Source organism: Methylobacterium sp. E-065 (assembly GCF_022829605.1).
Classification (GTDB): domain Bacteria; phylum Pseudomonadota; class Alphaproteobacteria; order Rhizobiales; family Beijerinckiaceae; genus Methylobacterium.
This window is the reverse complement of record NZ_JAKSYD010000274.1, coordinates 1-26,228: the sequence shown is the minus strand read 5'-3', so window position 1 is coordinate 26,228 and position 26,228 is coordinate 1. Positions and strand designations below refer to the sequence as shown.

The window sequence follows — 26,228 nt, the reverse complement described above, 5'->3', positions numbered from 1 at the left end:
GAGGCGAATGGCGCCCGCCGGCGGGCCGGAAACGGGGCCCGGCCGATGCAGTGGCGGCATCGATCAGGCGGGTCGTCCCTCGACCTTGGCGTAGGTCCCGGACGAAACCTGCTCGGCGAGCTGCGCCTTGAAGTCGGCGATGCCGAGGACCTGGACCGGATTGCCCGCGTCGTCGAGGAACTCGTAGAGAGCATCCTCGACGTTGCGGTTGCTGAAGAACACGATGGCGTCCTCGTTGCCGCCGCCTTCCATGTGCGGTTCGCCGTTCGCGGGCCCGGAGACGAAGCTGCCGGTAGGTCGGGTCTCCTTGTGGGTCCCGTCCTCGCGGTAGAACCGGAGCTCTCCCTGCATCACGAGCGTCACGTAGGGACACTTGTGCCGATGGAGCATCACCTTCCGGTTCGACGCGAACTTGAACACGACATCGACGATGCGGTTGTCCTCGTCGACCTTGTAGACGAAGAACGCGATGTGCGGCAGCCAATCCAACGTCCGCCAGGTGATGTTGCTGTCGTCGAAAACGTAGTTCGACATCCGGTCTCCTCCCGCTCGTTTCGTTCGTTCGGGGCCGGGCATGATTGGCGCATGTGCACCGCCCCCGCGGTCTTCGGTTCAGCCGTGCGGCTTGAACACCACCTTCGTGCAGGCGTCCTTCTTGTCCCGGAACATCTCGTACAGGGCCGGGCCGTCCTCCAGGTTCGTGGAGCGGTGGCTGATGATGAAGGACGGATCGATGTCGCCGTTCTGGATGCGCTCCATCAGCGGCTTCATGTAGCGGACCATGTGGGTCTGCCCGGTCTTCAGGGTCAGGCCCTTGTTCATCAGGATGCCGAGGGCGACGGGACCGACGGGGCCCGCGAAGACGCCTGGCATCGAGACGTTGCCGCCGGGGCGGCAGGCCAGGATGGCCTGATTGAGGGCGAAGGGACGCTCCAGGCTGACGGTGTGCTCCATGATGGCGGAGGAGACCTTCTGCAGCGTCGTGTCGGCCCCGTGGGACTCCATGCCGACCGCCTCGATCACCGAGTCCGGACCGAGTCCGTGGGTCATCTCCATGAGGGTGTCCTGCACGTTCTCGTTGGACAGGTCGATGGTCTCGGCGCCCGCTTCCCGAGCCAGCGCGAGGCGCTCGGGAACGCTGTCGATGGAAATGACGCGCTTGGCGCCAAGCATCAGGCAGCATTTCACCGCGAGCACGCCGACCGGACCGCAGCCCCAGATCGCCACGGTGTCCTCCGGGCCGATGTCGCAGTGCTCGGCCGCCTGGTAGGCGGTGGGGAAGATGTCGCTGAGGAACAGCACCTGCTCATCGGTGAGACCCTCGGGCACCACGATGGGGCCGACGTCGGCATAGGGCACCCGCAGGTACTCGGCCTGGCCGCCGGGGATGCCGCCCGTAAGGTGCGAGAAGCCGAACAGTCCGGCGAGCGGATAGCCGAAGACCTTGGCCTGCATCGCGCCGTTCGGGTTGGTGCGCTCGCAGCAGCTCCAGTTGCCCCACTTGCACTGGCGGCACTCGCCGCAGCAGATGGTGAAGGGCACCACGATGCGGTCGCCGACCTTGAGCTTCTGGTTGTCCCGTCCGACCTCGATGACCTCGCCCATGGTCTCGTGCCCGAGGACGTCGCCGCACTCCATCGAGGGCATGAAGCCACCCATGAGGTGGAGGTCCGAGCCGCAGATCGCGCAGGCGGTCACCTTGATGATGGCGTCACGACCATGCTCGATCTTCGGGTCCGGCACGGTGTCGCACGAGATCTTGCCTCGACCTTGCCAAGTAAGTGCCTTCATTTCGATGATCCCGTTGGAAAATATCGCGCTCAAAACCGTGGGAAAGACCATCCACCGTCGAGCGCTAAGCATGATGACAACCAACCGACGGGTCGCTTGATCCCACGAAGGCCAAGAAGAATTTCTGCGGATGAGGCCGTCCGCTCGCCTTTTGGGTCGCTCGCCCGTCGTTCAGCGGACCGGCGGCGAGCATGTCCCCGCCGAGTTATCGCTGATTGGCCTCAGCGACTGGTTGTGACGATGGCGGCGGTCGGCACGGGTCTGCCCCGCGTTTCTTGCTGCGGCGCAACATTCGGCGTTGGCCCAGGTTGGACTGACGCTACCCTCGCATCACCGCGTGAGGGACGGCATCCCGGTCGTTCGCTCGCCGAGCGGATCCGCAGGTGCTGCCACCCCCCGGAGAGACACCATGATGCGCTTGGTTGCCGCCGCCGTTCTTGCGACCCTACCGCTTCCCGCCCTCGCATCGTCCTGCGCCGAGCAGATCGGCACCATCGAGCGTCGCCTCGACAGCGCCGGGGCCGTTCGTGTCGCCGGCTTGATGGACGGCCATGAGCTACGTACGGGCTCCCCACGGGGCCTGACGACCGTCCGCACCGGTTCCCCGAGCGATCCCGAAACGGTCTCGACCGCCGACCACATCGCCGCCGCGCGGGCCCTCATCGTCCGGGCGTCTGCCGAGGACCGTGGCGGCGACAAGCGCGCCTGCGAGAATACGATGACCGAGGCGAAGGGCATGATCGGCGCCCTGCCGTAGTTCGCGATCCGCACCGGACTGGGCCATCCCCGAAAGCATTCCGATGACAGAACTTCCCGGACCCACGTCGAGGGAGTCGGCGGAACGGTCCATCGACCGGCCTGGCGCCTTGGCACGTCGGTACGGCAACAGGGCCGGGAGCCGCGCCTACGACCTGTTCGTGCCAGCCGGGTCCGGACGCGGTTCCCGTCCGCTCGTGGTGATGCTCCACGGCTGCTCGCAGACGGCGCGCGACTTCGCCATCGGAACCCGGATGGACCGGCTGGCCGAGGAGCAGGGTGTCATCGTGGCCTATCCCGACCAGCCGAGGTCGGCCAACCTGGTCAAGAGCTGGAACTGGTTCAGGGACGGCGACCAGCAGCGTGGGCGGGGCGAGCCGTGCATCCTCGCCGGGCTGACGCGACGGATCATGGAGGACTTCGACGTGGACCCGGCAAGGGTCTACGTCGCCGGCCTCTCCTCGGGCGGGGCCGCCGCCGCGGTGATGGGCCAAGCCTACCCGGACATCTATGCCGCCGTCGGCATCCATTCCGGACTGGCCAGCGGGGCCGCCGGATCGATGGCGGCGGCCTTCTCGACGATGCGTCGGGGCGCCCTGCGCCAACCGGCGCGGACGGTGCACCCGGTTCCGACCATCGTATTCCATGGGGACCGCGACACCACTGTCGCGCCGATCAACGGTGACCAAGCCATCGCCCAATCCCGGCCGGGGACGGAGCTCACCGGCTCCACCACCGAGGGGCGTTCCGCCGGCGGGATGGCATTCACGCGGACCGTGCTGGCGGAGACCCACGGCGTTTGGTCATCGGAGCAATGGGTCCTCCACGGTGCCGGCCATGCCTGGGCCGGCGGCCACCCCTCCGGGTCCCACACCGATCCCCAGGGCCCCAATGCGAGCCGTGAGATGCTTCGGTTCTTCATGGCCCATGCGATGGCTGCCTAAACCCCATCACACGACACCGGGTCCAAGATCGGAAGCGGTACCGGCCGGAAAACCCGCGAGACCGAACCTCAATCGTCGAGGGAGCCGGCAACCGATGGAATTCTCGCCGGTTGGAACGCCTTATGGATAGGGTCCTCCAACCGGTGGGTTCTGCGTTCCGTCTCCGTGACGGTGACCGGGCAACATCAAACCAGAACCAAGACGCCGCATGAGAGACATCGACCGTCCGACGGATTCGTTGATCACACTTCCTGGCGCCGACTTGGTCCAGGCACTCGATTACCGGTCGCTGTTCGAAGCCGTCCCGGCACCACTTCTGGTCGTGTCCCCTCCGCACTGGATCATTGTCGCGGCGAACGATGCCAGGCTTCGTGCGACCGGCACGACGCAGGCCGACCAGGTCGGACGTCGGCTTTTCGATCTCTTTCCCGACGATCCGGCCGATCCCGCCGCCGATGGCGTTCGAAACCTGACAGCCTCCTTCCAACGCGTCCTGGACACCAAGTCGTCCGATACGATGGCGGTGCAACGTTACGCCGTGCGCGACGCCCAGGGTCGCTTCGAGGAGCGGTGGTGGAGCCCGGTCAACGTGCCGGTTCTGGGGCCGGACGGCGAGGTCGCCCTCATCCTTCACCGGGTCGAGGAAGTCACCGAGACCGTCCGGCTCCGTGGCGAGGCGGAGGCGATGGATCGGCTGGCCCATGATCAGCAGCGGGTCATCAATCGGCTTATCGCGACCGAGGCGGAGCTTCGCAGAAGCGAGGAGTTCAGCAGCCGCGTGCTGGCGAGTTCCGCCGACTGCATCAAGGTGCTCGACCTCGACGCGCGCCTCGAATTCATGACCGAACAGGGCATGTGCGTGATGGAGGTCGACGATTTCGAGACCATCCGCGGCGCGTGCTGGCCGGACTTTTGGATGGGTGACGGGCACGCGAAGGCGGTCGACGCCGTGGCGACGGCCCGTGGCGGTGGCATCGCGCGCTTCGAGGGCTTCGCCACGACGCTGAAGGGAAGCCCACGTTGGTGGGATGTCATCGTGACACCGGTCAACGGCCCCGACGGGAGGCCGGAGAAGCTGCTGTCGGTCTCTCGCGACGTGACCGCCGCCAAGCGGGCCGAGGAGGCGCTGCGGACCGGCGAGGAACGCCTACGCGACCTGAACGCGACGCTGGAAGCCAGGGTGGCGGAACGCACCGCCGAGCTTGAGATGGCCCAGGACGCCCTTCGGCAATCGCAGAAGCTGGAGGCGGTCGGGCAGTTGACCGGGGGCGTGGCGCACGACTTCAACAACCTGCTCACGGTGATCAAGTCGTCCACCGACCTCCTCAAGAGGCCGAACCTGCCGGAGGAGCGACGCGCACGCTACGTCGGCGCGATCTCCGACACCGTGGACCGGGCGGCCAAGCTGACGGCGCAGCTCCTGGCCTTCGCCCGACGACAGTCGCTCAAGCCGGAGGTGTTCGATGCCGGTGCCAGCGTCCGGGCGATCAGCGGCATGATGTCCACTCTGGCCGGCTCGCGCATCGAGGTCGAGATCCGACTTCCCGACGAACCGTTGTACCTGAACGTCGATCCGAGCCAGTTCGATACGGCGCTGGTCAACATCGCGGTCAATGCCCGCGACGCGATGGACGGCGAGGGTCGCATCGTCGTCGTTGTCGCCGCCGTCGAGACCATGCCCGCCGTGCGCTCCCACGGTGCGATCCCGGGAGACTACGTTGCGGTATCGGTCACCGACACGGGTATCGGTATCGCGCCGGAGATGCTCGACCGGATCTTCGAGCCGTTCTTTACGACGAAGGGCGTCGGCCAGGGCACCGGCCTCGGCCTGAGCCAGGTGTTCGGCTTCGCCAAGCAGTCCGGCGGCGAGGTGACGGTCGAGAGCCGGGTGGGCGCAGGCGCCACCTTCACGCTGTTCCTTCCGCGCGCCGCGGAAGCCGGACGGCCGATTGTCGAGATCGCATCCGAAGCGCTCCTGGATGGCCAGGGTACCTGCGTCCTGGTGGTCGAGGACAACGCCGAGATCGGCAGCTTCGCCACGCAGAGCCTGGTCGAACTCGGGTACTTACCCGTTCTGGCATCGGATGCCGAAGCCGCCCTGGCCGAACTCGCGAAGGATGCATCTCGATTCGATGTGGTCTTCACCGACGTGATGATGCCGGGCATGGACGGCGTCGATCTCGCGCGTCGCATCCGCCGCGACTACCCTGACCTGCCCGTGCTGCTGACCTCGGGCTACAGCCACGTGCTGGCCCAGAACGGCACCCACGGCTTCGATCTGCTGCGCAAGCCCTATTCGGTCGAGGAGCTCTCGCGCCTCCTGCGCAGGACCGTGGAGGCGAAGCGTAGACGATGAATAAGGCTCGGCCGGCACCGTGGTGCCGTTTCTGTCGAAGTTGATGCGAGAACGCCGTAGCGACGGGCGCATGAATGCGGCACCATTCCGATTGCGGAAAACCTATCTTGGAGATCCGACCATCGGAAGCGTTCCCGTGCCTTCACCAACTCAGATCCCGTCGCTCTGGACGTCGGAGCAACTGCGGCTCGCCCTGGATGCGGCCGGGGTGTCCCTATGGTCGTGGAACGTGGACAGCGACGCCTTCGCCATGGATGAACGCGCGTTCGGACTATGGGGCCTGCCGCAGAGCGCATCCGTCAAATTCGAGGATCTGTCCTCGCGTATCCACCCGGCCGACCGGGACCGCGTCCGAGCCGCCTTCGCCGCGACCCGCGCGATTGTCGGACCCTACGAGATCGACTTCCGCATTCTGCACGGCGAGATCGCAAGATGGATCTCGGCGCGAGGGCAGGGTGACGACAAGGGCATCGTCGCACGGGTCATGTCGGGCATCTTCCTCGACGTCACTGGGCGTAAGCAGGCCGAGGAGGGACACGAGCTCCTCGCCGGCGAGATGAGCCATCGGGTCAAGAACCTCCTCACCATCGCTGCGAGCCTCACCGCCATCACCTCGCGTTCGACGACGACGACGGTCGACATGGCGCGCGAGCTTACCCAGCGGCTGACCGCCTTGGGTCGCGCCCACGACCTCGTCCGCCCGCTACCGGGCAACGAGGGCAAGGCGGCGCTCCTGGGCGACCTGATCGCGATCCTGCTCAAGCCCTACGACGACATGGGCGCGTTCACCGGGCGCATCCGGGTCTCGGTTCCCCGTATGGGCGTGGGCGAGGCCGCCGCGACCACCCTGGCGCTGGTGGTGCACGAGCTTGCGACCAACTCGCTCAAGTACGGCGCCCTATCGGTCCCGACCGGCACGCTGGACGTTTCCGCCACCGACCGACAGGAGAACCTCGCGCTGGTTTGGACGGAGCGGGGAGGGCCACCCGTCGTGCCGCCCACGGGACCTGGGGGGTACGGAAGCCGACTGCTCGACCGGGCGATCACGCAGCAGCTCGACGGATCCGTCGAACGGACCTGGGACGATTGCGGGGTCGTCGTGAACCTGACGATGAACAAGGCTCTGCTCGTGCGGTGAGGCAGCGGGCCATCGTCCTCCCGATAGTCATGACCGAAACGTCCCGATGACAAACCCTTCCAAACCGAAGGAACGTCGAATGGTCGCCCTGCAGATCCATCATCGGACCACGTATCGCTATGAGCGGCCCGTAAGCCTTGGTTCTCACCGATTGATGTTGCGGCCCCGCGAGAGCCGGGACGTGCGCCTCATCGGCAGCGAAGTGAACCTGACGCCTTCCGGCATCCTGCATTGGGCTTACGACGTTTTTGGCAACGCCATCGCGACCGCCACCTTCGGCGCACCTTCGGACACCCTGGTGATCGACAGCGTCGCCCGGGTCGAACTCTCCGCCGCGGCCTATCCGGTTTTCGACATCGACGCTTCCGCCATCAGTTACCCGTTCCCCTATTCCGAGGACGCTCGGACCGATCTTGGTGCGCTCGCCGTCCAGCAATACTCGAACGATGGGCGACTGCTGTCTTGGGCGCAGGGCTTTGTGGCGTCCAACCCGACCGATACGCTCTCCCTGCTTCAGGACCTGAACGCAGGCGTCGCCAACGGCATCGCCTACATCGCCCGGGAAGACGAGGGCACGCAGTCGCCGGACCAGACCCTCGCCATCGGGCAGGGTTCCTGCAGGGATCTAGCGACCCTGTTCGTCGAGGCTGCCCGCAGCCTCGGCATGGGAGCCCGGATCGTCTCGGGCTACCTGCACGATCCGACCCGGACCCTCGTCGGCTCCGCCGATGCCGGATCGACCCATGCATGGGGGGAAGTCTACGTGCCCGGCGCCGGCTGGATCACCTTCGATCCGACCAATCGCAGGATGGGAGGCGCGAACCTGATCCCGGTCGCGGTCGCGCGGGACATCCGGCAGGCGATGCCCGTGGTCGGCAGCTTCATGGGGCTTCAGAGCGATTTCCTAGGTATGGCGGTCGAGGTTCGCGTCACCCAAGCATGAAGGGTGGCTTGGCTGACTTCAGTTCGATACGTGGTCGATGGCACGGTCGGCGTTCACGCGCGCCGACCAATCCTTGGCGCTGTCCTGGCCCTTGAGGGCGATCAGACGCGCGCCGCTGACGTCGACGTTCCTGAAATCCGCACCGGCTACCGTCGCGCCGGTGAGGTTGGCGCCGGACAGGTCGGATCCCATCAGCACCACGTCGGTGAGGTCGGCGTCCGTGAGATCGGCATATTCCAGGCGCGACCGCCCGAGGTTCGCCCCCTTCAGGTTGGCTCCTCTAAGGTTCACCGAAACGAATACGGCCCGCATCAGGCCCATGGACTGGTTCTTGATGTCGGCTCCACCCTTGAGGTCGACCAGCGTCGCCCCTGCCATGTTGGCACCCTTGAAGTCACCGATTGGCATGCTTCGGCTCAGGTCGGCCCCGCTGAGGTTGGCGTCGCGGGCGGTGATGCCGAACATTTTGGCGCCGGCGAGCTTGGCCCCGCTGAGGTTGGCCTTGATGAACCATGCCTGCTCCAGGTTCGCGCCGGTCAGGTCGGCACCGCGCAGGTTGGCCTTGTTGAGGCGGGCGGTGCGCAGGTTCGCGCCCCTCAGGTTCAGCCCGGAAAGGTCGATGCCTGCCAGTGCCTTATCAGACAGGTCGATGGGCTTGCCGTCGGCTTTGGCGATCAGCGCCTCGACGTCGGCCCGGGTCATCTCTGCCTTGGTCATCGCCGCCGAGCCCATGTCGGCGCCCAGGAGCAGGTCCTGCTCGGCGCGGGCTGGGGCTGCCAGAAGCGTGGAGGCGAGCACAAGGGGGACGAGACGGCGCATGGTTTCTCTCGTTGGTTCGCCTCTACCCGTAGAACGCATGCGCGTCTTCACGGTATGTCCGAACGGGACCTAGTTCGGCGACAGCGGCAATATGGATGGCGGGTCCGCCCGTCGGTGACCCGAGTCACCGACGGAATGCATTCTACTGCGGCAACGCTGGAAACAGGGTCATGGTCGCAGTCAACGATTGCCAGGACGAGTAGCGTCGGTCGGCTTCCCGCGCCTAGAGGTGGTAGGCGACCCCGGCGGCCCAGTGCTCCGGGAAGCGCCTGTAAACCTCCATGACGACGGACTCCCAGGCCGCCCCTTCCGGAAGGCCGAACCAGTCGAGGGTCTCCTTCGGATCGACCTCAGGCCAGGCCCGCAGCCAGCGGAGCCGGTCCTCGATGGCACTGGGCGGGAGCAGGATCGCGCCCGGGAACGCGCTCGCGACACCGGCCTGGGCATCCTCCGCCAGGCGCGAGACCATCTCGATGTTGGCGTGGGCCTCCACGACGACGTCCTCCGGAGGCTCGGACCCGAGCCTTTCGGCCAGGACGTCGGTGACGTTCCTGAGCATGGTGCGACCGGTATTCGGTCCGGACGAGACGGACGAGGTCCTGCGTTCGCCGGGCCTGCGTCGCTCGCCGAGGATACGCCCGTCGAAGCGGCCGCCCAGGTCCCACCAATCCCAGCGTCCGAGGGGGTTGAGCCATCGCCCGTAGCCCCCGGTGATCGGATGGCGCTCCAGGTCCCGGACGTAGGCGTCCACGAAGGCGTCGAGGTCGGGCTCGGCGTCGGCGAAGCGCACCTGCCAGCGCCGGAGGCCGCGGCGCGCCATCTCGGCGTTGATCGCCCCGACGTCCAGGTGCCCGTACGGCTCTCCCTCGATCCGGGTCCCGCGGCCCTCTTCCCGGGTGAAGGTGAACGCGGTCCGGTGGAGAGCGCGGACCTCGTCGGTCTCGTCGTGGAAGGCCAGCCATTCGTCCGGGACGTCTCCCTTGCCGCCGCGCTGGAAGGGCGCGAGCGAGGCGCGGATGGCCTCGGCGGGGGCGAGCTCCGAGACGGGCAGGATGACGTGGACGAGGGAGAACATGGTGTCGACCTACTGCTCGGAGGTGTCGGTGCGACCCGGAGTGTAGGGAACTGTCTATAGCGTCATGCGCGCTACGCTACGCGGCGCGAGTACCTGCAATCGGCGAACCTGCGAACGGACTCATCGGACCACAAGCGCTTATCGACCTGATTGAAGCCGGAGGTGCCCCTCGGGCCAGGGATTTCCACAGCCTTCGATTTCGGGGTCAAATCGGGGTCATATTAGATTTTGCCAAAGAAAAAGCCGCATGTTCGCCAATGACTTACAGCGGCTCGGGGTAGATGGCGGAGACGGAGGGATTCGAACCCTCGATACCCATTTCTGGGTATGCTCATTTAGCAAACGAGTGCCTTCAGCCGCTCGGCCACGTCTCCGGCGCTCTGGATCTAGAAGGTCGAGCCGGGCGGGTCAACCCGATCCCGGCGGGCTGCCGCTACGCGGCGGCGCTCGACGTGCTTGGCGATGCGCAGATGCCGCGAAATCGCGTAGTTCATCGCCGTCAGGAAGCCGTAGGTGCCCCGCACGAAATGCCGACGGCCGAGATAGGCCTTCAGGAAATTGCCCGGCAGCTCGACGAACACCCGCCAGCTCGGAATCACCACCCCGCGGGCCTCCAGGTCGTCGGCCTGCTGGTCCGAATAGCGGTTGAGCTTGTCGAGCTGGTCGCCGAGCGAGCGCACCGAGAAATGGTGGATCACGCCCTTGAGGCGTCCCGCCGTCACCCCCGGTTCCAGCGCCACCCGGTCGTGGACCGGGGACGCGGCGTAGCGGCCGCGATCCTTCCGGTAGAGCCGCACCGGAGTCAGCGTGTAGGCGAGCGGGTGCGGGCGCGCCTCACCCGGAAAGATCTCGGCGATGCCGATCCGCCACGCCGGCTTCGTCGGCTCGCCCGTCGCGAACAGGGCGCGGATCTCCCGCGCGAGAATCCCCGGCACCACCTCGTCGGCGTCGAGGTTCAGGAGCCAGACATGGCGGCACTGCTCCTCGGCGAAGCGTTTCTGTGGCCCATAGCCCGTCCACGGATTGTGGATCACCCGCGCGCCAAGCGATTCGGCCAATGCCCGCGTGCCGTCCGTGGAACCCGAATCGACCACCACGAGGTCGTCGGTCAGGTCGCGCACCGCCCGGATCGTGGCGCCGATCCGGTCCGCCTCGTTGTGGGCGATGACGAAGATCGACAGGGGGAGGGGGCCGGCAGCCGCCGCGCCCTCCGGGATGCCGCTCACGCCAGCCAGTCCGGCACCCGGTCGAGGGCGACGAGCGCCTCGACGTCGAGGCGCGGACGCACGGTCGCGGCTTGGTGACCCCGCACCAGAACCTCCGGCACCAGGGGCCGCGTGTTGTAGGTGCAGGACTGGACCGCCCCGTAGGCGCCCGCGCTCATCACGGCGATCAGGTCGCCGGCCTTCACTTCGGGCATCTCGCGGTTGAGGGCGAGATAGTCGCCGCTCTCGCAGACCGGACCGACCACATCGACCACGCGCCATGGGGTGTCGGGCCCCGGCTCGGCCACCGGGCGCAGGCCGTGATAGGCCTCGTACAGGGTGGGACGGATCAGGTCGTTCATCGCCCCATCGACGATCACGAAGGTGCGCCCCTCGCTGTGCTTCACGTACAGCACCCGGGTCACCAGGATTCCGGCATTGCCGGCGATCATCCGGCCGATCTCGAAGACCGGTCGCAGGCCCAGCGGCGCGAAATGCGGCCGCAGGGTCGCGGCGAGCGCCGCCGGGTCGGGGGGCGGGGCATTGTCGTCGCGATAGGGGATGCCGAGGCCGCCGCCGAAATCGATGTGGCGCAGCGGATGGCCCGCCGCCAGGAGCTGCCGAGCGAGACCGGCCAGCAACCGCGCCGCGTCGGCGAACGGGGCCAGATCGGTGATCTGGCTGCCGATATGCATGTCGACGCCGTGGACCGCGAGGCCCGGCAGGGTGGCCGCAGTGGCGTAGACCGCCGGCGCCCGGGTGATCGGGATGCCGAACTTGTTCTCGTACTTGCCGGTGGAGATCTTGGCATGGGTGCCGGCATCGACGTCCGGATTCACCCGGATCGAGACCGGTGCCGTGAACCCGAGCGCCGTGGCGGTCTCGGACAGGGCCGCGAGTTCAGGCTCGCTCTCGACGTTGAAGCAGAAGATGCCGGCATTGAGCGCGGCCTCCATCTCGCCGCGGGTCTTGCCCACGCCGGAGAAGACGATCTTGCCGGGATCGACCCCGGCCGCCAGCGCCCGGTGCAACTCGCCGCCCGAGACGATGTCCATCCCGGCGCCTTGGGCCGCCAGGGTACGCAGCACCGCCTGGTTGGAGTTCGCCTTCATGGCGAAGCAGACCAGGGCGTCGTCCCCCGCGAAGGCCTCGGCGAAGACGCGGTAATGCCGCTCCAGCGTGGCGGTGCTGTAGCAGTAGAACGGGGTGCCGACCTCATCGGCGAGATCCGTCAGGTCGACGTCCTCGGCGTGGAGCCGGCCGTCGCGGTAGTGAAAATGATGCATCTCGGCCGTGTCTCGTCTGGCGCCGGGGACGGAATGTTTCCCGTGAAACATCCGGTCCGGGTCGCAGGGCGCGCCCGAGGGATGGATGACCGGGAGCACACAGCCGCGTTGCGGAGCCCCGGGCCTCCGCCCTCTACAGCAGCGGATCCAGAATAAAAGGTTCCTTCGGGACGCGGTAGCCCCGCCGCGCACCGCGGCTGGTCTGGACCGGAGCCTCGGTGCCCCCCGGCGGAACGGCCGCCGTCGACAGCTCGTCCCCAGCGCGGACCGAGGCCGGATCCGGCTCGGGCGCGCCGCTGCCGAGGCCCACCGAGACCGGCAGGGTCCGGCGGCCGTTCACCGTGTCCGAGCCCGCCTGCGCGGCGGAGGCCACGGGGGCGGTGGTCTGGGGCGGTTCCAGGGCGCCGCGCCGTCCGCAGGCGGCGAGCGCCAGGGCGGCGAGGCCGGACACGGCAAGGAGCTTCAGGACGGGGTTCGACAACATCGCGCGCGGGTCCGGCAGGCTCGGCACCGGCGCGCGGGGCGCCGGCGGGAGCCCGAGCTTAGCGGTTGCGGAGCGCGGGCGCGAGCGCGCGGCCGCAACAGGTCGCGGCCGCGACGGGGAGACTCGCCTCAGCCGCGGCGGTCCTTGCCGTCCTGCGCGCCCTGCCGGCCCTTGGACGGGGTGCTCTGGCCCTGCTCGGCCTCGTAGGCGTCGATCGCGCGGCGGCAGTTCTCGCTGAGCTTTTTCCAGTTCTTCTGGAAACAGGCATCGGTGGCCGGATCGTCGGGGGCCAGATTGCCGCAATAGGTCAGGTAGTCGCCGGTGCAGTACTTCTTCAGGGTCTCGTTGCCGCGCTTCGTCTGCTGCGCCGAGGCCGGCAGCGTCAGGGCAGTGGCCGCCAAGACGGCGAGAACGATTGGCTTCAGGCGCATGGGTGTCCGTACCATCTTGGGAAATGGAGATGTGCAGAAGGCGTCCGCGTTGCGATGGGGCCTTTGCGTGGTCGAAACAAGGCGAGCGGCGCCGGTTTGCGCCCACCCGCCAAGGGGGAAAGTCGGAGCCCGGTCAGACCCGTTCCGGCTGCGGAACCGGATGGGCGGCCCGGGGCATGCGGCCCGGGCTCGTCACGGCGTCGGCTACTTCGACGATCCGGCGGCGCAGATCCGCGTTCTCCCGCTCGATGCCGGCCTGCCGGTCGGCCGAGCGGTCCGCGAGCGTCAACGCCAGGGCCTCTTCGGCCGCCTTGAGGCTCGCGCGCAGGTCGTCGCGCTCGGTCGACACTGCATCCAGGCCGGATGCCTGCCGGGCGGTCTGCCGCAGGCCCAGGAGCGTGTCGAGCAAGTCGGCGTGGGCGTCTTCGAGGGCCTGGAGCGTGGCGAGGCTCGCTGTGCCGTCTTCGCGGGCGAGGACGAGCTCGGTCTCGAGTTCCCGGGTCTTCGCCTGGACCTGGGCGATTTCGGAATCCCGGGCCGCGACATCGCGCGTAAGCGCAGCGACCCGCATGGTCCCGGCACCGAGCGCCGCCATCTCGGTCTGGCGCTTGGCCTCCGCGGTCTCGGCCTTGCGCTCCAGGCGGCGCTGCTGGACGGCGAACTGCGCGCGCAGGAAGTCGCGCTCGGCCGCGATCTCGGCCGGCGACAGGGGCAGGCGCGCCTCGGCCCGCCGCCGGGCCAGCCGGGCGGCCCGGGCGTTGAGGGGCGGCAGCAGCAGCAAGCCGCACAGGCTCGCCGCCAGGAAGCCCAGCGCGAAGATCATCACCGCTTCGATCACGAGGGAACAACCCGCGCATCCGGCCGGAAGACCCGGCCCGTCGTCACTCTAGCCCAGGTTGATCGGAAGGGCGAAATCCAATCGTCCCGCCGCAGCGTCAAAACGGGTTCCAGGTTGGTTCCCGGGTGAACTTCAGATAGCCGACATTGATCCCCAGCCGTGCGCCCACGCCGCTGCGGATCGGCACCACGATGATCCGGTCGTTGACCACCGCGGTCATGCCGAACCCGCCGACGAGGTAGGCCGAGCCGTCGACGCCGCCGAAGCGCCGGTACAGGTCGCGCACGTTCGGCAGGTTGTAGACCAGCATCATGGTGCGCGCCCCGTCGCCGCCGACGTCGAAGCCGACCGACGGCCCCTGCCAGTAGATGCGCCGCTGGCCGGCATTGCGGGTGTAGAGCGTGCCTTCGCCGTAGCGGACGCCCGCCACAACGGCGCCGCCGCCCTCCTGGCCGAGGATGTAGCCGTTCGGCTCGCCCCAGCGCCGGCCCGCCTCCTCGACGGTCAGCGCCAGGCCGCGGGAGACCGATCCGAAGAACCGGTGTCCCGATTCCACGACCTCGCCGGGGCGGAAGGTCTCGGGGGTGTCGGCATCCTCGCCCCGCGCCAGGGCGGTGCCAGGCATGCCGAGGGAGGCGCCCAGGGGGGCGCCGAGCGCCAGGGCGAGGCCCGCGCGCAGCAGGCGGCGCCGGTCGGGGCCGCGATCGTCTCGTGCCGTCATCGTTGTCTCCTCGCCCGGTTCGATTAACGGTTCGTGCGATGGATCTGTGCCGCTCTCGTCCCGCCCGGCCGGCACCGGCCGCGGCCCGGAGGACGCATCCGTCCGGGTCCGCGGTCCCGCAGGGGTCCGGTCGGACGAGTGGGACCAGCTTCCGTGGGAATTCGCAAGATGTGGTTAACGCGTCCTGACCCCGCAGCCCGCGGCCCCGCTCTCCTCACGTCGCACCGGACCCGCGTGCTCGCCGTCTGTGCCGCCCTGATGCTGGCCCGGCCGGCGGCGGGCGAGTCGGTAGGGGCGCCGATCGTGCTGCTGACGCTCAACGGCTTCGATCCGGTCAGCTATTTTCTGGCGGACGGGCCGCGCGCCGGGACGGGCCGGTTCGAGCTGACCTGGGGTGGACGGGTCTGGCGCTTCGCCAGCAGCGCCAACCGCGAGGCCTTCCGGGACGATCCGGCCACCTACGCTCCCCGGCTCGGGGGCTACGACGCCGCGGGCATCCTGGAGGGCCGCTTGGTGGATGCCGATCCCCTGGTCTTCGCGGTGATCGGCGATCGCCTCTACCTATTCCGGGACGCGGGGCGCCGCGCCCGGTTCCTGGCCGATCCCGGCCTCGTCGGCCAGGCGGAGGCCGCATGGCCGGGCCTGCGCGACCAGCCGGACGCGGCGTCTACGACGTCGCGCTGAGCGTCGGCCGGCCGACGCGCGTGCCGCAGGAGGCGGGCAGGGTGAGGCGCTGGGCCAGGGACGGGTCGCCGAGCGCCGCGAAGGGTCCGTTGCGGTGGTCGGGCCCGTGCTGCCCGTAGCGGATCGGACCGCCGCCCGGCACCACCACGCAGCCCCCGGCGGTCGCCACGAGGTGGTCGCCGGCCGCGGTGTCCCATTCCATGGTCGGGCCGCAGCGCACGTAGATATCCGCCTCCCCGGCCGCGATCAGGCCGAACTTGAGCGCCGAGCCGACTTGGCGCGTCTCCATCACCGGGAGGGCGGCGAGGCAGGTCATGGATTCGGCATCACCGTGCCGGCGGCTGCCGAGCGCCAGGAGGCCGGCCTCCGGCACGGCCCGCGCGTGCACCGGTCGCCCGGGGCCGGGGCGGCCGGCGGTCACGACGGCCTCGACGGCGGCGGTGCCTGCCCACCAGACCCGGTCGAGGCCCGGCGCCGCCAGGGCCGCCGCCACCGGGCGCTCGCCCGCCACCAGGGCGATGTTGACCGAGTAGTCGGGCGTTCCGGCCAGGAAGTCGCGGGTGCCGTCCAGGGGATCGACCAGGAAGAAGGTGTCGGCCGGCGCCACCACCTCGCCCCGTGCCGCGGCCACGCGCTCCTCCGCCACGACCGCGATCCCGGGGAATCGCTCGGCCAGGGCGGCGACGATCAGATCCTCGGACTCGACGTCGGCGGCACTCCACGGGGTGCCGTCCGGCTTCAGGGCGTGGGGGCAGGGAGCCCGGTGATAGCGGCGCAGGATCTCGCCCGCCGCGCAGGCGATCTCGGCAAGCGCTGCGGCGATCCGCTCACGCTCAGACCCCGAGATCGTCGCCGCGCCCGTCATGGTTCCTCCCTGACCACTCTGAATGCCCGAGCCAGCACGCGATGTCGACGGTTTGGAGTACGAATCGTCGCGAGGCGGATGCGGGCACCGCTCAATCTCCCTGCCGCGGTCGCAATCCGCCAAATCGCCCGGCGGCCTGCGTCGCCACCTTCAGGAGATCCCCCCATCCGTCGGGCGGATGGCCGGCTTCCAGCATGCGGGCGAAGGTCGCGTAGGCGTCCGTTCGGGCGCCGCGTGTGCGAAGCGAGTGCTCGTCGTTCACCCATGCATAGATGATGACGCGCGCTTTGAGGTCGAACCGGAAGAACAGGCGGAAGCGCCCGTTGCCGAACTTCGCGCGGAACCAGTGCTTGCGATCCGGACCCAGCGTCGCGCCTTGGCGATACAGAGTCCGGGTCGGGTCCTCGGGTATTTGGATGAAGATCAGATTGTAGAGAGCCGCCAGAAGCTTGGCGTTGGCGGAATGCGCGGATGCATCCCCGACAGGCCGCGCCTCGCGCGCGACGGCGTCTACGAGCCGGTCGATCTGGTCCAGTAGCAGCGGATGCGCGAAGAGCGTCCAGCCGTTGATCAGGATCGGGCTCGGCCCAGCCAGGACAGGCTTTGGTTCGGTCGACCCGGGCTCAGAGGGCGACGGCACCGTCGATGTCCTCATCCGGATCGAACGCAATCCCACCGACGAGGTCGGCGATCCGTCCGGCGAGATCCGGTGTCAGCGGCGCGATCGCTTGCGGGCGTTGGGTCATGTCGCTGGCGAGAAACGTCAGAAACGCCGTCACGACCGGATCCGCATCGTCCTGATCCGTGACGCGATGGAGCGACACCCGATCGCCATCGATTCGAAATCGGATGCGATCGCCGGGGCTGATCCGGAGGATGTCCCGGACCGGTTTCGGTACGGTCATCTGCCCCTTATCGGTGACGGTCGCATCCCGTTCCAAAACCATGATGCTACCTCTGATCCAGATGGCGCTAAATCCCCAAAGTAAGGAATATTCCTTACTTTGGTCAAGTGGGATCGTGGCTCAAGCCACCGTGCGCCGGATCCGCGCCAGCAGGGCCTGGCTCCGGCGTCGGTGGCGGCGCAGGTCCGCCGCGAGGCTTCGCGCGTCCGGCAGGCCCACCGCCTTGGCGATCTGCCGGGCCGCCGTCTCGGACGGTTCCGCGGTGGGATCGGCCATCACCAGCCGCTGCCATTGATAGACCGCGTCGAGGAACCCGTAGGTCTCGGCGAGGGACTCCGCTGCCTCGTCCGGCAGCAGGCCGCGCGCCGCCGCCCCGCGGAAGAGGGCCTCCGCGCCGAGGCCGATGCAGTCCGGCCAGTCGTGGGCGTGGCTCAGCACGATGGTCTGGGCCAGGAAATCGAGGTCGAACAAGGCGCCGGGGGCAAGCTTCAGGTCGTAGGGGCCGGCATGGCCGCGCTCCCGGGCGACGAGCGCCCGCATCGCCCCCGCCTCGGCGCAGACTTTAGCCGGCTCGCGCTGTTGGGAAAGAATCGCGGCGATCTCGGCTGTGACGGCCCCCCCCAGGGGCGCGTCACCGGCCACGACCCGGGCGCGGGCGAGGGCCATGTGCTCCCAGAGTTCCGACCCGTCCCGGTGATAGGCCGCGAAGCCCGTGAGCTGCACGGCCGGCGGGCTGTGGCTGCCGTAGGGCCGCAGCCGCAGGTCGACCGCATAGAGCCGTCCCCGCCGCGTCGCTGTGGTGAGCGCCGCGAACAGGCGCTGCGCCAGCCGGTTGTAGGCGACCACGGCGTCGAGGGGCCGCCTTCCGTCGCTGGTGCGGTCCTCGGGATCGAAATCGTACAGGAACACGAGATCGAGGTCGGATTCGGCGCTGAGCTGCCGGGAGCCGAGCCGGCCCAGCGCCAGGACGCAGCACCGCCCGTTGGGCACCGCGCCGTGGTCCTGGGCGAAGCGGCGTTCCTCCGCCGCCAGGCTCAAGGCTACCGTTGCCTCCGCGATCGCCGTGTAGGCCGCGCCGGCCTGCCGCGGCGTCAGGATGCCCGACAGGAGGCGTGCGCCGGTGACGAAGGCCATCTGCCGCGTGGCGTCCCGGCAGCGGTCGAGGACCTCCTCGTGGCTCGCCGGCTGTCCCACGAGCATCCGGTACTGGGCTTGGACCGCAGCGGGATCCAGGGGCGGCGTCACGAAATCCGCGTCCAGCACGGTGTCGAGGACGTGCGGGCTCAAGCCGACGGTGTCGGCGAGGCGCGGCGCCGTCCCGAGGATGTCGGCGAACAGCAGGCGCAGGCGCTCGTGCGAGCGCAGGATCGCCAGGAGTTCGGCCACAGCGGGCATCCGCGCGAAGGCGCGATCGAGGGCGAGCAGCGCCTCGTCCGGGTCGGCGGTGCCGCCGAGCGCCCGGAGCAGCGCCGGCAGCATCTCGGCGAGGATTTCCCGCGCCCGCCCGGTTCGCAGGGCCGGGCGGCGCCCCAGATGCCAGCCCTGCACGGTCTCCCAGGCGCGCGGCGGATCGCGGAACCCGAAGGCGCCGAGCCGCTCCAGGGTGGCGGGCTCCGGTTCGGACTCGCCGAAGACGAGGGTGTCGTCCGCGGCCGTCTCGGCCTCGAACAGCAGGGCGTAATGCGCCTGGACCTGGCCGGCATGGTGGAGCAGCGCCGCCTCGAAGGCCGCAAGATCCGGGAAGCCGGCGAACAAGGCGAGCCCGGTCAGCGCCTCGGTGCCGGTCGGCAGGCGCTGGGTCTGCTCGTCGCGGACCATCTGGATCCGGTGCTCCAGGGTGCGCAGGAATCCGTAGGCCTCGGTCAGCTCGTCGCGGGCGCGTCCGTCGATCCAGCCCGCCGCGGCGAGGCCGTCGAGCATCGCCACGGTGGAGCGGCCCCGGAGGCTCGGCTTGCGGCCGCCGAAGACCAGCTGCTGCGTCTGGACGAAGAACTCGATCTCCCGGATGCCGCCGCGGCCGATCTTGATGTCGTGGCCGGCGACCGCGATGGTCTCGTGGCCGCGGACCATGTGGATCTGCCGCTTCAGGGCGTGGATCTCGGCGATCGCCGGGAAGTCGAAGTGCCGCCGCCAGATGAACGGCGCGAGTTCGGTAAGGAACGCCGTGCCGGCCGGGATGTCGCCCGCGATCGGCCGGGCCTTGATGAAGGCGGCCCGCTCCCAGTTCTGGCCCAGCGTCTGATAGTAATCGAAGGCGAAGCCCGTGGAGAGGGCCACCGCGGTGGAGCCCGGATCCGGCCGCAACCGGTAGTCGATGCGGTGCACGTAGCCCTCGGCGGTCCGGTCGGACAGGAGCTTCACCAGCCCCTGCGCGAGCTTGACGAAGAACGGCTTCGGGTCGCCCTCGGTCGCGGCCGCCGCGGCTTCGGTCTCGTAGAAGATCACGAGATCGATATCGCTCGAATAGTTCAGCTCGCCGCCGCCGAGCTTGCCCAGCCCCAGGACGATCAGCCCCGATCCGGCCTGCGGCGCGTCCGGATCCGGCGGCCGGAACCGACCGGTCGCGAGTCCCTGCCGGAGCAGCGCCTCGGTCGCCGCGCTCACCGAGGCGTCGGCGAAGTCGGACAGCGCCCGGGTGACCGCCGCGACATCCCAGCCGCCGCCGAGATCGGCCAGCGCCACGAGGAGCGCGTGCGCCTCCCGGTTGGCCCGCAGCCGCTTTCCGACCTCGGCGAGGTCGGGATTGACCCCGCAGGCCGCCCCGACCGCGCGCTGGCGGGCGATGATCTCCCGGCTCGCCGCATCGGGCGGCTGCTCCAGCAGCGCGACCAGGCGCTCCGGCGCCCGCAGGCACGCCCGCCAGAGGAAGGGGGAATGGTCGGCGAGACCCAGGAGCAGGTCACGGCAGGGTGGCGTCAGGAAACCCGGCGGGAGAGCCGGCGCGATCTCGGCGAGCCGGGCTCGCGCCGCATCCGGATCCGCGAGGGGGAGGCGGGGCTGCAGGCTCTCGCGCAGGGTCGGGGCGGACTGCATGGGGCGGACCTCCGCGTCAGGGGCTGGCGGATTTGACGGATCGTCGATGGGCTGGGTCAATGGCCAACACCGTGCGCTCTCCCTCTGCCGGCTCCATCTCGCGATGCGTGGCCCATGACAGGCCGGTCCGAATCGGACGCCGCCGCGCCGATCCGTCAATCCCGGTAACGCTTTTCAAAGGCCGGCGTGGCGTTTATCCGTGCGGACCGGCCGTCGCCCCCGGTCCGACCCGCTGGGCGCGGGCTCCTTTGGGCGACGTGTACGCCGGATGCGGCGGCCGACGAACGGCCGCCAGTCGGGGCCCCGGCCCGCAGACGCCCGAACCAGATCCCCCCGGAGCGCACCATGTCGTCCCCGAACTCGCCGACCCTGACCCTCGACGGCCTCGACCTCGCCGCCCTTCTCTGCTCCCGCGTCTGCCACGACGTGATCAGCCCCGTCGGCGCGATCGTGAACGGGCTCGAAGTCCTGGAGGACGACGAGGACGAATCGATGCGCACCTTCGCGCTGGAGCTGATCGGCAAGAGCGCCCGGCAGGCCTCGGCCCGGCTGAAATTCGCGCGGATCGCCTTCGGCGCCGCGGGATCGGCCGGCGCCTCGATCGACCTCGCCGATGCCGAAAGCGTCGCCAAGGGCATGTTCTCCGACGACAAGACCAAGCTGACCTGGAGCGCCCCGCAGGCGCTGTTTCCCAAGAACAAGGTCAAGCTGCTCCTCAACCTCGTGATGATCGCCACGACCGCGATCCCGCGGGGCGGAGCGATCGACGTCGTGGTCTCCGGCGACGGCGCGGCGCCGAGCTTCGTGTTCAAGGCCAAGGGCTCGCATGCCCGCATTCCCCCGCACGTGGAGGAGCTGATGGCCGGCAGCCCCGAGAGCGGCACCGTCGATGCCCACGGCATCCTGCCGTTCTATGCCGGCCTCGTGGCGCGAGCCGCCGACATGAGTGTTCGATTCGCCATCCAGGATGATGAGGTGACGATCACGGCCGAGCCGACAGTGATCGAAGCATCCGTTGAACCCTCCGATGAGGGTTCGAACACCACACTGGCGTGAAATTCTGAAAAACTCCGGCGCGGGGCGGGAACTGAAACGCTTCCCTAACCGCGCCTGAGTAAGTACGGTGCGCGAGACCTTCTTCCGGTAACGAGTTGCGCCTATGGACGACCTGCTTCGCGAGTTCCTGACTGAGAGCGGCGAGCATCTCGACACGGTCGATGCAGAGCTCGTCCGGTTCGAACAGGATCCGAATAACGAGACGATCCTTCGGAATATCTTCCGACTGGTCCACACAATCAAAGGAACGTGCGGGTTTCTCGGACTTCCGCGACTCGAAGCGTTGGCGCATGCGGCCGAGACCTTGATGGGCCGGTTCCGGGACGGGCTGCCTGCCACCTCCGCGTCGGTGACGCTGATCCTGCTGACCCTGGACCGGCTGAAGGAGATCCTGGCCGATCTGGAGGCCACCGGCACCGAGCCGGCGGGGTCGGACGACGACCTCATCTCCGCCCTGGAGCGCATGGCCGAGGGCTCGGCCGAGGCATCGGAGCCGGCGGCACCCCCGCCGCGGCCCGAGCCGGTGCTGCCCGATCCGGTGATCCGCGAACTGAAGCCCGGCGAAGTCTCCCTCGACGACCTCGAGGCCGCCTTCCTGGCGGCGCCGGGTCCGGAAGACGTGGATTTCGCAGCGCCTCCGCCGGTGGCGGCCGCCGCTCCTGCACCCAAGCCCGCCGCTCCCGCACCGCAGGTGAGTGCGGCACCGGTCGAGGCCGTCGAGGCCGAGCCGGCGCGCGCCGAGAAGGCTGAGGGCGGCGGCACCGAGGGTGAGACGACCCCGGGCGAGACCACCGCGGCCGCCAAGGGCAACCAGACGATCCGGGTGAGCGTCGAGACGCTCGAGCACCTGATGACGATGGTCTCGGAGCTGGTGCTGACCCGCAACCAGCTCCTCGAGATCGCCCGCCGGCACGAGGATTCGAGCTACAAGGTGCCGCTGCAGCGCCTGTCCCACGTCACGGCCGAGCTGCAGGACGGCGTGATGAAGACCCGCATGCAGCCGATCGGCAATGCGTGGCAGAAGCTGCCGCGCGTGGTCCGCGACCTCTCGGCGGAACTCGGCAAGCAGATCGACCTCGTGATGGTCGGCGCCGAGACCGAGCTCGACCGGCAGGTCCTTGAGGTGATCAAGGACCCGCTGACCCACATGGTCCGCAATTCGGCCGATCACGGCCTCGAATCGACCGCCGAGCGCGTGGCGGCGGGCAAGCCCGCCCGCGGCACGATCCGGCTCGCCGCCTATCACGAGGGCGGCACGATTACGATCGAGATCGCCGACGACGGCAAGGGCCTCAACCTCGCGGCGATTCGCCAGAAGGCGGTGCAGCGCGGGATCGCCGCCCAGGCCGATGTCGACCGGATGACCGACGCGCAGGTCGCCAAGTTCATCTTCGATGCGGGCTTCTCCACGGCGGCGGCGGTGACCTCGGTGTCGGGCCGCGGCGTCGGCATGGACGTGGTCAAGACCAACATCGAGACCATCGGCGGCCTGATCGACATCGCCACCACGGCGGGCCGGGGCACGACCTTCACCATCAAGATTCCCCTGACGCTGGCCATCGTGGCGGCGCTGATCGTGCGGGCCGGCGAGCACCGCTTCGCCCTGCCGCAGGTGGCGGTGCTGGAGCTGGTGCGGGTCGATGCCGGGGCGCAAAGGGTCGAGCGCATCAACGGCGCGCCGGTTCTGCGCCTGCGCGAGCGGCTGCTGCCGATCGTGTCGCTTACCGGGCTGCTCGGGCAGTCGCAGGCGGGCTCCGAGACGGAGCAGGCCGGCTTCGTGGTGGTCGCCCAGGTCGGGCGCGAGCGCTTCGGCATCCTCGTCGACGAGGTCTTCCACACGGAGGAGATCGTCGTGAAGCCGATGTCGGTGAAGCTTCGCCACATCCCGATGTTTGCCGGCAACACGATTCTCGGCGACGGCGCCGTGGTGCTGATCGTCGATCCGAACGGCGTCGCCCGGCAGGTGGCGCAGGGCGTTCAGGGCAGCGGCGGCCACGCCGAGACCGACGACGACGCGGCGGGCGAGGTGGTTGACAACAAGACCACGCTGCTGGTGTTCAAGGGCGGTCAGGGCAGCTTCAAGGCGGTGCCGCTGTCGCTGGTCACCCGCCTCGAGGAGATCGAGTGCGCCAAGGTCGAGTGGCTGGGCGGCCGCGCGCTGATCCAGTACCGCGGGCGCCTGATGCCGCTCGTTCCGGCGGATTCGGCGATCACCATCAAGTCGGAGGGGACCCAGGCCCTGGTGGTGTTCTCCGACGGCGAGCGCGCCATGGGGCTCGTGGTCGACGAGATCGTCGACATCGTGGAGGAGCGGCTCGACATCGAGATCGCGGCCGACCGCTCGGACCTGATCGGCTCAGCGGTGCTTCGGGGCCGGGCGACCGACATCATCAACATCGCCCACTTCCTGCCGCTGGCCTACGATGACTGGGCGCGCGGCCTGAAGCGGCCCGAGCAGCTCTCCACGATCCTGCTGGTCGACGACTCGGCCTTCTTCCGCGACATGCTGACCCCGGTGCTGAAGGCCGCGGGCTATCAGGTGATCACGGCGGCGAGTGCGGAGGCGGCGCTCAACACGCTCCAGTCCGAGCCGAAGATCGAGGTGGTGGTCACCGACCTGGAGATGCCGGGCCGCAGCGGCTTCGACCTCGTCGCCGCGATGCGCCGGGCCGAGCCGCGGCTCGCCGCGCTCCCGGTGATCGGCCTCACCGGGACGATCGGGACCGACGCCGTGGAGCGGGCCCGGACCCTGGCGATCGCCGATCTCGTGGCGAAGTTCGATCGGGCCGGCCTGATCGCCGCCCTGGCCGAGCTCGGCGCCGAGACGGTCTCGAAGGCGGCCTGATCCCGGCGCCGCCCGCCCCACAGCGATCGCAACGATCGAAACGATCATCCGGAGAGTTCCGATGCAGGCTGCCAATGCCAACGCCACCGGCGCCCGAGCGAGCGCCAACGGCGTCGAGACCGGTGCCACCAACGACTTCGTGACGGTGTTCGTCGGCGAGACCCTGTTCGGGCTGGCGATCGAGCGGGTCCACGACGTGTTCGTGCCGTCGGGGGTGACGCCGGTGCCGCTCGCGCCGGCCGAGATCGTGGGCCTCCTGAACCTGCGCGGTCGCGTGGTCACCGCCATGAGCCTGCGCCGGCGCCTGGGCCTGCCCGACGCGGAGGCCGAGGGCGAGGGCGGCAAGGCCAGTCCGAAGATGGCGATCGGCCTGGAGCAGGCGGGCGAGACCTTCGCCCTCGTGGTCGACGGGGTCGGCGAGGTGCTGAAGCTCGGCGCCGACAGCCGAGAGGCGGTGCCGATCAACCTGGATCCGCGCTTCCGCAACCTCGCGACCTGTGTCCACCGCCTCGACGGGCGCCTGCTGGTGATCCTCGACGTGGATGCCCTTCTCGGCTTCACGGCGGCCGGCGCCAAGGCGGCTTGAGGGAGAGCCCGATGAAGGCGCCGCACGAAACCAACTGCCTGGTGGTGGACGATTCCGCGGTGATCCGGAAGGTCGCCCGCCGGATCATCGAGGACCTCGGGATGAACGTCAGCGAGGCGGAGGACGGCAGCGCCGCCCTCGAAGCCTGCGCGGCCCACATGCCGGACGCGATCCTGCTCGATTGGAACATGCCGAACATGGACGGCTACGCCTTCCTCCAGGCCTTGCGCCAGAGCGAGGGGGGCGAGTTCCCCAAGGTGTTGTTCTGCACCACCGAAAACGATGTCGGCGCCATCGCCCGGGCCCTCCGGGCGGGGGCGGACGAATACATCATGAAACCGTTCGACCGCGATATCCTGACGGCCAAGCTCGAGCAGGTCGGGCTCGTCGCCGACGCGGCCTGATCGTTTCGCGCCCCTTTACGCACATCCGCGCCCCCGTATCCGAGGCACGCATCATGGCCCTGAGTCCCGCGGTTGCACCGCCACGGAACCCGCCCACCCAGAGCACATCCGGGGCCGCCGCGATCCGGGTTCTGGTCGCCGACGATTCCGCCGTGGTGCGCGGCCTCGTGGCCCGTTGGATCGGCGAGGCCGGCTTCACGCTGGTCGGCACGGCGTCCAACGGGCGTATCGCCGTCGAGATGATGGCCAAGCACGATCCGGACGTGGTCCTGCTCGACATCGAGATGCCGGAACTCGACGGCACCACCGCGCTGCCGCGCATGCTGGCCATGAGCCCGAGCGTGCAGGTCGTCATGATGTCGACGCTGACCACGCGCAACGCCGACATCTCGCTGAAATGCCTCGCGCTCGGGGCGGTGGACTACATCGCCAAGCCCGAGAGCAGCCGCGGCGTCACCACCTCGGACGTGTTCCGGGCCGAGCTGATCGAGCGCGTGCGGGTGTTCGGTGCGGCCCGGGCCCGGATCCGGCGCCCGGCCTCCGCCCTCGCGTCGGCAGCCCATCCGGCGCCCGCCGCCCCCGTGTCGGCGCATGCGGCCCCGCCGGCCGCGCCGCGCGCGCCGACACCCTTCACCCTGCGGCCGAAGGTTCGCAGCCGCACGGCGCCCCGCGCCCTTCTGATCGGCTCCTCCACGGGCGGGCCCCGGGCCGTGGGCGAGATGCTGGAGGGCATCGGCGCCGCGACGCTCCGCCGCCTGCCGGTTCTGATCGTGCAGCACATGCCGCCGATCTTCACCGCGGTGTTCGCCGAGCACCTGACGACCCGCACCGGAATCCCGGCCGCCGAGGGCAAGACCGACGAGCGGATCGAGCCCGGCCGGATCTATGTCGCCCCGGGCGGCCGCCACATGGGCCTCGTGGCGGGCCCGAACGGACCCATCATCAAGCTGACCGACGGGCTGCCGGTGAATTTCTGCCGGCCGGCGGTCGACGTTCTGTTCAAGGACGCAGCGGTCGTGTTCGGCGCCGCCACGCTCACCGTGATCCTCACCGGCATGGGCTC

General features: G+C 69.3%; 25 protein-coding genes and 1 tRNA gene. 11 read left to right on the top strand and 15 right to left on the bottom strand.

The window, feature by feature from the left end; genetic code table 11:
- Positions 1–63: 63 nt before the first annotated feature.
- Together MKK84_RS31470 and MKK84_RS31465 are read right to left on the bottom strand one after the other, a co-directional pair.
- The gene (locus MKK84_RS31470) at positions 64–534 is read right to left on the bottom strand and encodes a regulator (RefSeq protein WP_243926362.1); all 471 of its coding nucleotides are present in this window, start codon (positions 532–534) and stop codon (positions 64–66) included.
- A 78-nt stretch (positions 535–612) separates the two neighbouring features.
- Positions 613–1,791 (bottom strand): zinc-dependent alcohol dehydrogenase, encoded by a 1,179-nt coding sequence (locus MKK84_RS31465; protein ID WP_243926360.1) that lies wholly within the window; start codon positions 1,789–1,791, stop codon positions 613–615.
- 409 nt (positions 1,792–2,200) lie between these two features.
- Between MKK84_RS31465 and MKK84_RS31460 the strand changes: the two genes are divergently transcribed.
- The 5 genes from MKK84_RS31460 to MKK84_RS31440 all read left to right on the top strand — a co-directional run bounded on the left by MKK84_RS31460 (position 2,201) and on the right by MKK84_RS31440 (position 7,928).
- Positions 2,201–2,548, top strand: coding sequence for a hypothetical protein (locus tag MKK84_RS31460; RefSeq protein ID WP_243926358.1), 348 nt, complete (start codon positions 2,201–2,203; stop codon positions 2,546–2,548).
- Positions 2,549–2,657: 109 nt separating this feature from the next.
- Positions 2,658–3,491 carry an alpha/beta hydrolase family esterase gene (locus MKK84_RS31455; RefSeq protein WP_243926357.1) on the top strand — a complete coding sequence of 278 codons (834 nt, stop codon included), beginning with the start codon at positions 2,658–2,660 and terminating at the stop codon, positions 3,489–3,491.
- 238 nt (positions 3,492–3,729) lie between these two features.
- Positions 3,730–5,847 (top strand): PAS domain-containing protein, encoded by a 2,118-nt coding sequence (locus MKK84_RS31450; RefSeq protein WP_243926356.1) that lies wholly within the window; start codon positions 3,730–3,732, stop codon positions 5,845–5,847.
- Positions 5,848–5,983: 136 nt separating this feature from the next.
- Positions 5,984–6,985, top strand: coding sequence for a sensor histidine kinase (locus tag MKK84_RS31445; RefSeq protein WP_243926354.1), 1,002 nt, complete (start codon positions 5,984–5,986; stop codon positions 6,983–6,985).
- Between the two features lie 79 nt (positions 6,986–7,064).
- Positions 7,065–7,928, top strand: coding sequence for a transglutaminase family protein (locus MKK84_RS31440; protein ID WP_243926352.1), 864 nt, complete (start codon positions 7,065–7,067; stop codon positions 7,926–7,928).
- 18 nt (positions 7,929–7,946) lie between these two features.
- Here the strand turns inward: MKK84_RS31440 and MKK84_RS31435 are convergent, their stop codons facing one another.
- The 9 genes from MKK84_RS31435 to MKK84_RS31395 form a co-directional block, all read right to left on the bottom strand.
- Complete coding sequence (locus MKK84_RS31435) at positions 7,947–8,747, bottom strand: pentapeptide repeat-containing protein (RefSeq protein ID WP_243926349.1); 801 nt, start codon at positions 8,745–8,747, stop codon at positions 7,947–7,949.
- A gap of 223 nt (positions 8,748–8,970) precedes the next feature.
- Positions 8,971–9,822, bottom strand: coding sequence for a hypothetical protein (locus MKK84_RS31430; RefSeq protein WP_243926348.1), 852 nt, complete (start codon positions 9,820–9,822; stop codon positions 8,971–8,973).
- Positions 9,823–10,104: 282 nt separating this feature from the next.
- Positions 10,105–10,196: transfer RNA gene (locus MKK84_RS31425), tRNA-Ser, on the bottom strand.
- Positions 10,197–10,208: 12 nt separating this feature from the next.
- Entirely contained in the window at positions 10,209–11,048 is an 840-nt protein-coding gene (locus MKK84_RS31420; protein WP_243926345.1) for a glycosyltransferase family 2 protein, read from the bottom strand.
- Entirely contained in the window at positions 11,045–12,313 is a 1,269-nt protein-coding gene (gene lysA / locus MKK84_RS31415) for a diaminopimelate decarboxylase (protein WP_243926343.1), read from the bottom strand. The genes MKK84_RS31420 and lysA overlap by 4 nt, the downstream gene beginning before the upstream one ends.
- A 133-nt stretch (positions 12,314–12,446) precedes the next feature.
- The gene (gene lptM, locus MKK84_RS31410; protein ID WP_243926341.1) at positions 12,447–12,797 is read right to left on the bottom strand and encodes an LPS translocon maturation chaperone LptM; all 351 of its coding nucleotides are present in this window, start codon (positions 12,795–12,797) and stop codon (positions 12,447–12,449) included.
- Between the two features lie 128 nt (positions 12,798–12,925).
- Positions 12,926–13,228, bottom strand: coding sequence for a 3',5'-cyclic-nucleotide phosphodiesterase (locus MKK84_RS31405; RefSeq protein ID WP_243926339.1), 303 nt, complete (start codon positions 13,226–13,228; stop codon positions 12,926–12,928).
- 133 nt (positions 13,229–13,361) lie between these two features.
- Entirely contained in the window at positions 13,362–14,066 is a 705-nt protein-coding gene (locus MKK84_RS31400; protein WP_243926337.1) for a hypothetical protein, read from the bottom strand.
- 97 nt (positions 14,067–14,163) lie between these two features.
- The gene (locus MKK84_RS31395; protein WP_243926335.1) at positions 14,164–14,787 is read right to left on the bottom strand and encodes a DUF1134 domain-containing protein; all 624 of its coding nucleotides are present in this window, start codon (positions 14,785–14,787) and stop codon (positions 14,164–14,166) included.
- Between the two features lie 234 nt (positions 14,788–15,021).
- On the opposite strand from MKK84_RS31395, the gene MKK84_RS31390 reads away from it, so the two are divergent.
- Positions 15,022–15,471, top strand: coding sequence for a YHS domain-containing (seleno)protein (locus MKK84_RS31390; protein WP_243926333.1), 450 nt, complete (start codon positions 15,022–15,024; stop codon positions 15,469–15,471).
- On the opposite strand, the gene MKK84_RS31385 is transcribed toward MKK84_RS31390, so the two are convergent.
- The 4 genes from MKK84_RS31385 to MKK84_RS31370 all read right to left on the bottom strand — a co-directional run bounded on the left by MKK84_RS31385 (position 15,455) and on the right by MKK84_RS31370 (position 20,274).
- Complete coding sequence (locus MKK84_RS31385) at positions 15,455–16,336, bottom strand: 3'(2'),5'-bisphosphate nucleotidase CysQ (RefSeq protein ID WP_243926331.1); 882 nt, start codon at positions 16,334–16,336, stop codon at positions 15,455–15,457. The two genes, MKK84_RS31390 and MKK84_RS31385, sit on opposite strands and share 17 nt — an antisense overlap.
- 91 nt (positions 16,337–16,427) lie before the next feature.
- Positions 16,428–16,976, bottom strand: a complete 549-nt coding sequence (locus MKK84_RS31380; RefSeq protein WP_243926329.1) for a type II toxin-antitoxin system YhaV family toxin — start codon at positions 16,974–16,976, stop codon at positions 16,428–16,430.
- Positions 16,960–17,283, bottom strand: a complete 324-nt coding sequence (locus MKK84_RS31375; RefSeq protein ID WP_279599813.1) for a type II toxin-antitoxin system PrlF family antitoxin — start codon at positions 17,281–17,283, stop codon at positions 16,960–16,962. The genes MKK84_RS31380 and MKK84_RS31375 overlap by 17 nt, the downstream gene beginning before the upstream one ends.
- 78 nt (positions 17,284–17,361) lie before the next feature.
- Complete coding sequence (locus tag MKK84_RS31370; RefSeq protein ID WP_243926325.1) at positions 17,362–20,274, bottom strand: bifunctional [glutamine synthetase] adenylyltransferase/[glutamine synthetase]-adenylyl-L-tyrosine phosphorylase; 2,913 nt, start codon at positions 20,272–20,274, stop codon at positions 17,362–17,364.
- A gap of 345 nt (positions 20,275–20,619) precedes the next feature.
- Between MKK84_RS31370 and chpT the strand changes: the two genes are divergently transcribed.
- The 5 genes from chpT to MKK84_RS31345 form a co-directional block, all read left to right on the top strand.
- Positions 20,620–21,330, top strand: coding sequence for a histidine phosphotransferase ChpT (gene chpT / locus MKK84_RS31365; protein WP_243926322.1), 711 nt, complete (start codon positions 20,620–20,622; stop codon positions 21,328–21,330).
- Positions 21,331–21,433: 103 nt separating this feature from the next.
- Positions 21,434–24,175, top strand: coding sequence for a hybrid sensor histidine kinase/response regulator (locus MKK84_RS31360; protein ID WP_243926321.1), 2,742 nt, complete (start codon positions 21,434–21,436; stop codon positions 24,173–24,175).
- Between the two features lie 61 nt (positions 24,176–24,236).
- The gene (locus MKK84_RS31355) at positions 24,237–24,761 is read left to right on the top strand and encodes a chemotaxis protein CheW (protein ID WP_243926318.1); all 525 of its coding nucleotides are present in this window, start codon (positions 24,237–24,239) and stop codon (positions 24,759–24,761) included.
- Positions 24,762–24,772: 11 nt separating this feature from the next.
- Entirely contained in the window at positions 24,773–25,165 is a 393-nt protein-coding gene (locus tag MKK84_RS31350; RefSeq protein ID WP_243926317.1) for a PleD family two-component system response regulator, read from the top strand.
- Between the two features lie 53 nt (positions 25,166–25,218).
- Positions 25,219–26,228: chemotaxis protein CheB (locus MKK84_RS31345; RefSeq protein ID WP_243926315.1), on the top strand; the 1,010-nt coding region annotated here is incomplete at its 3' end.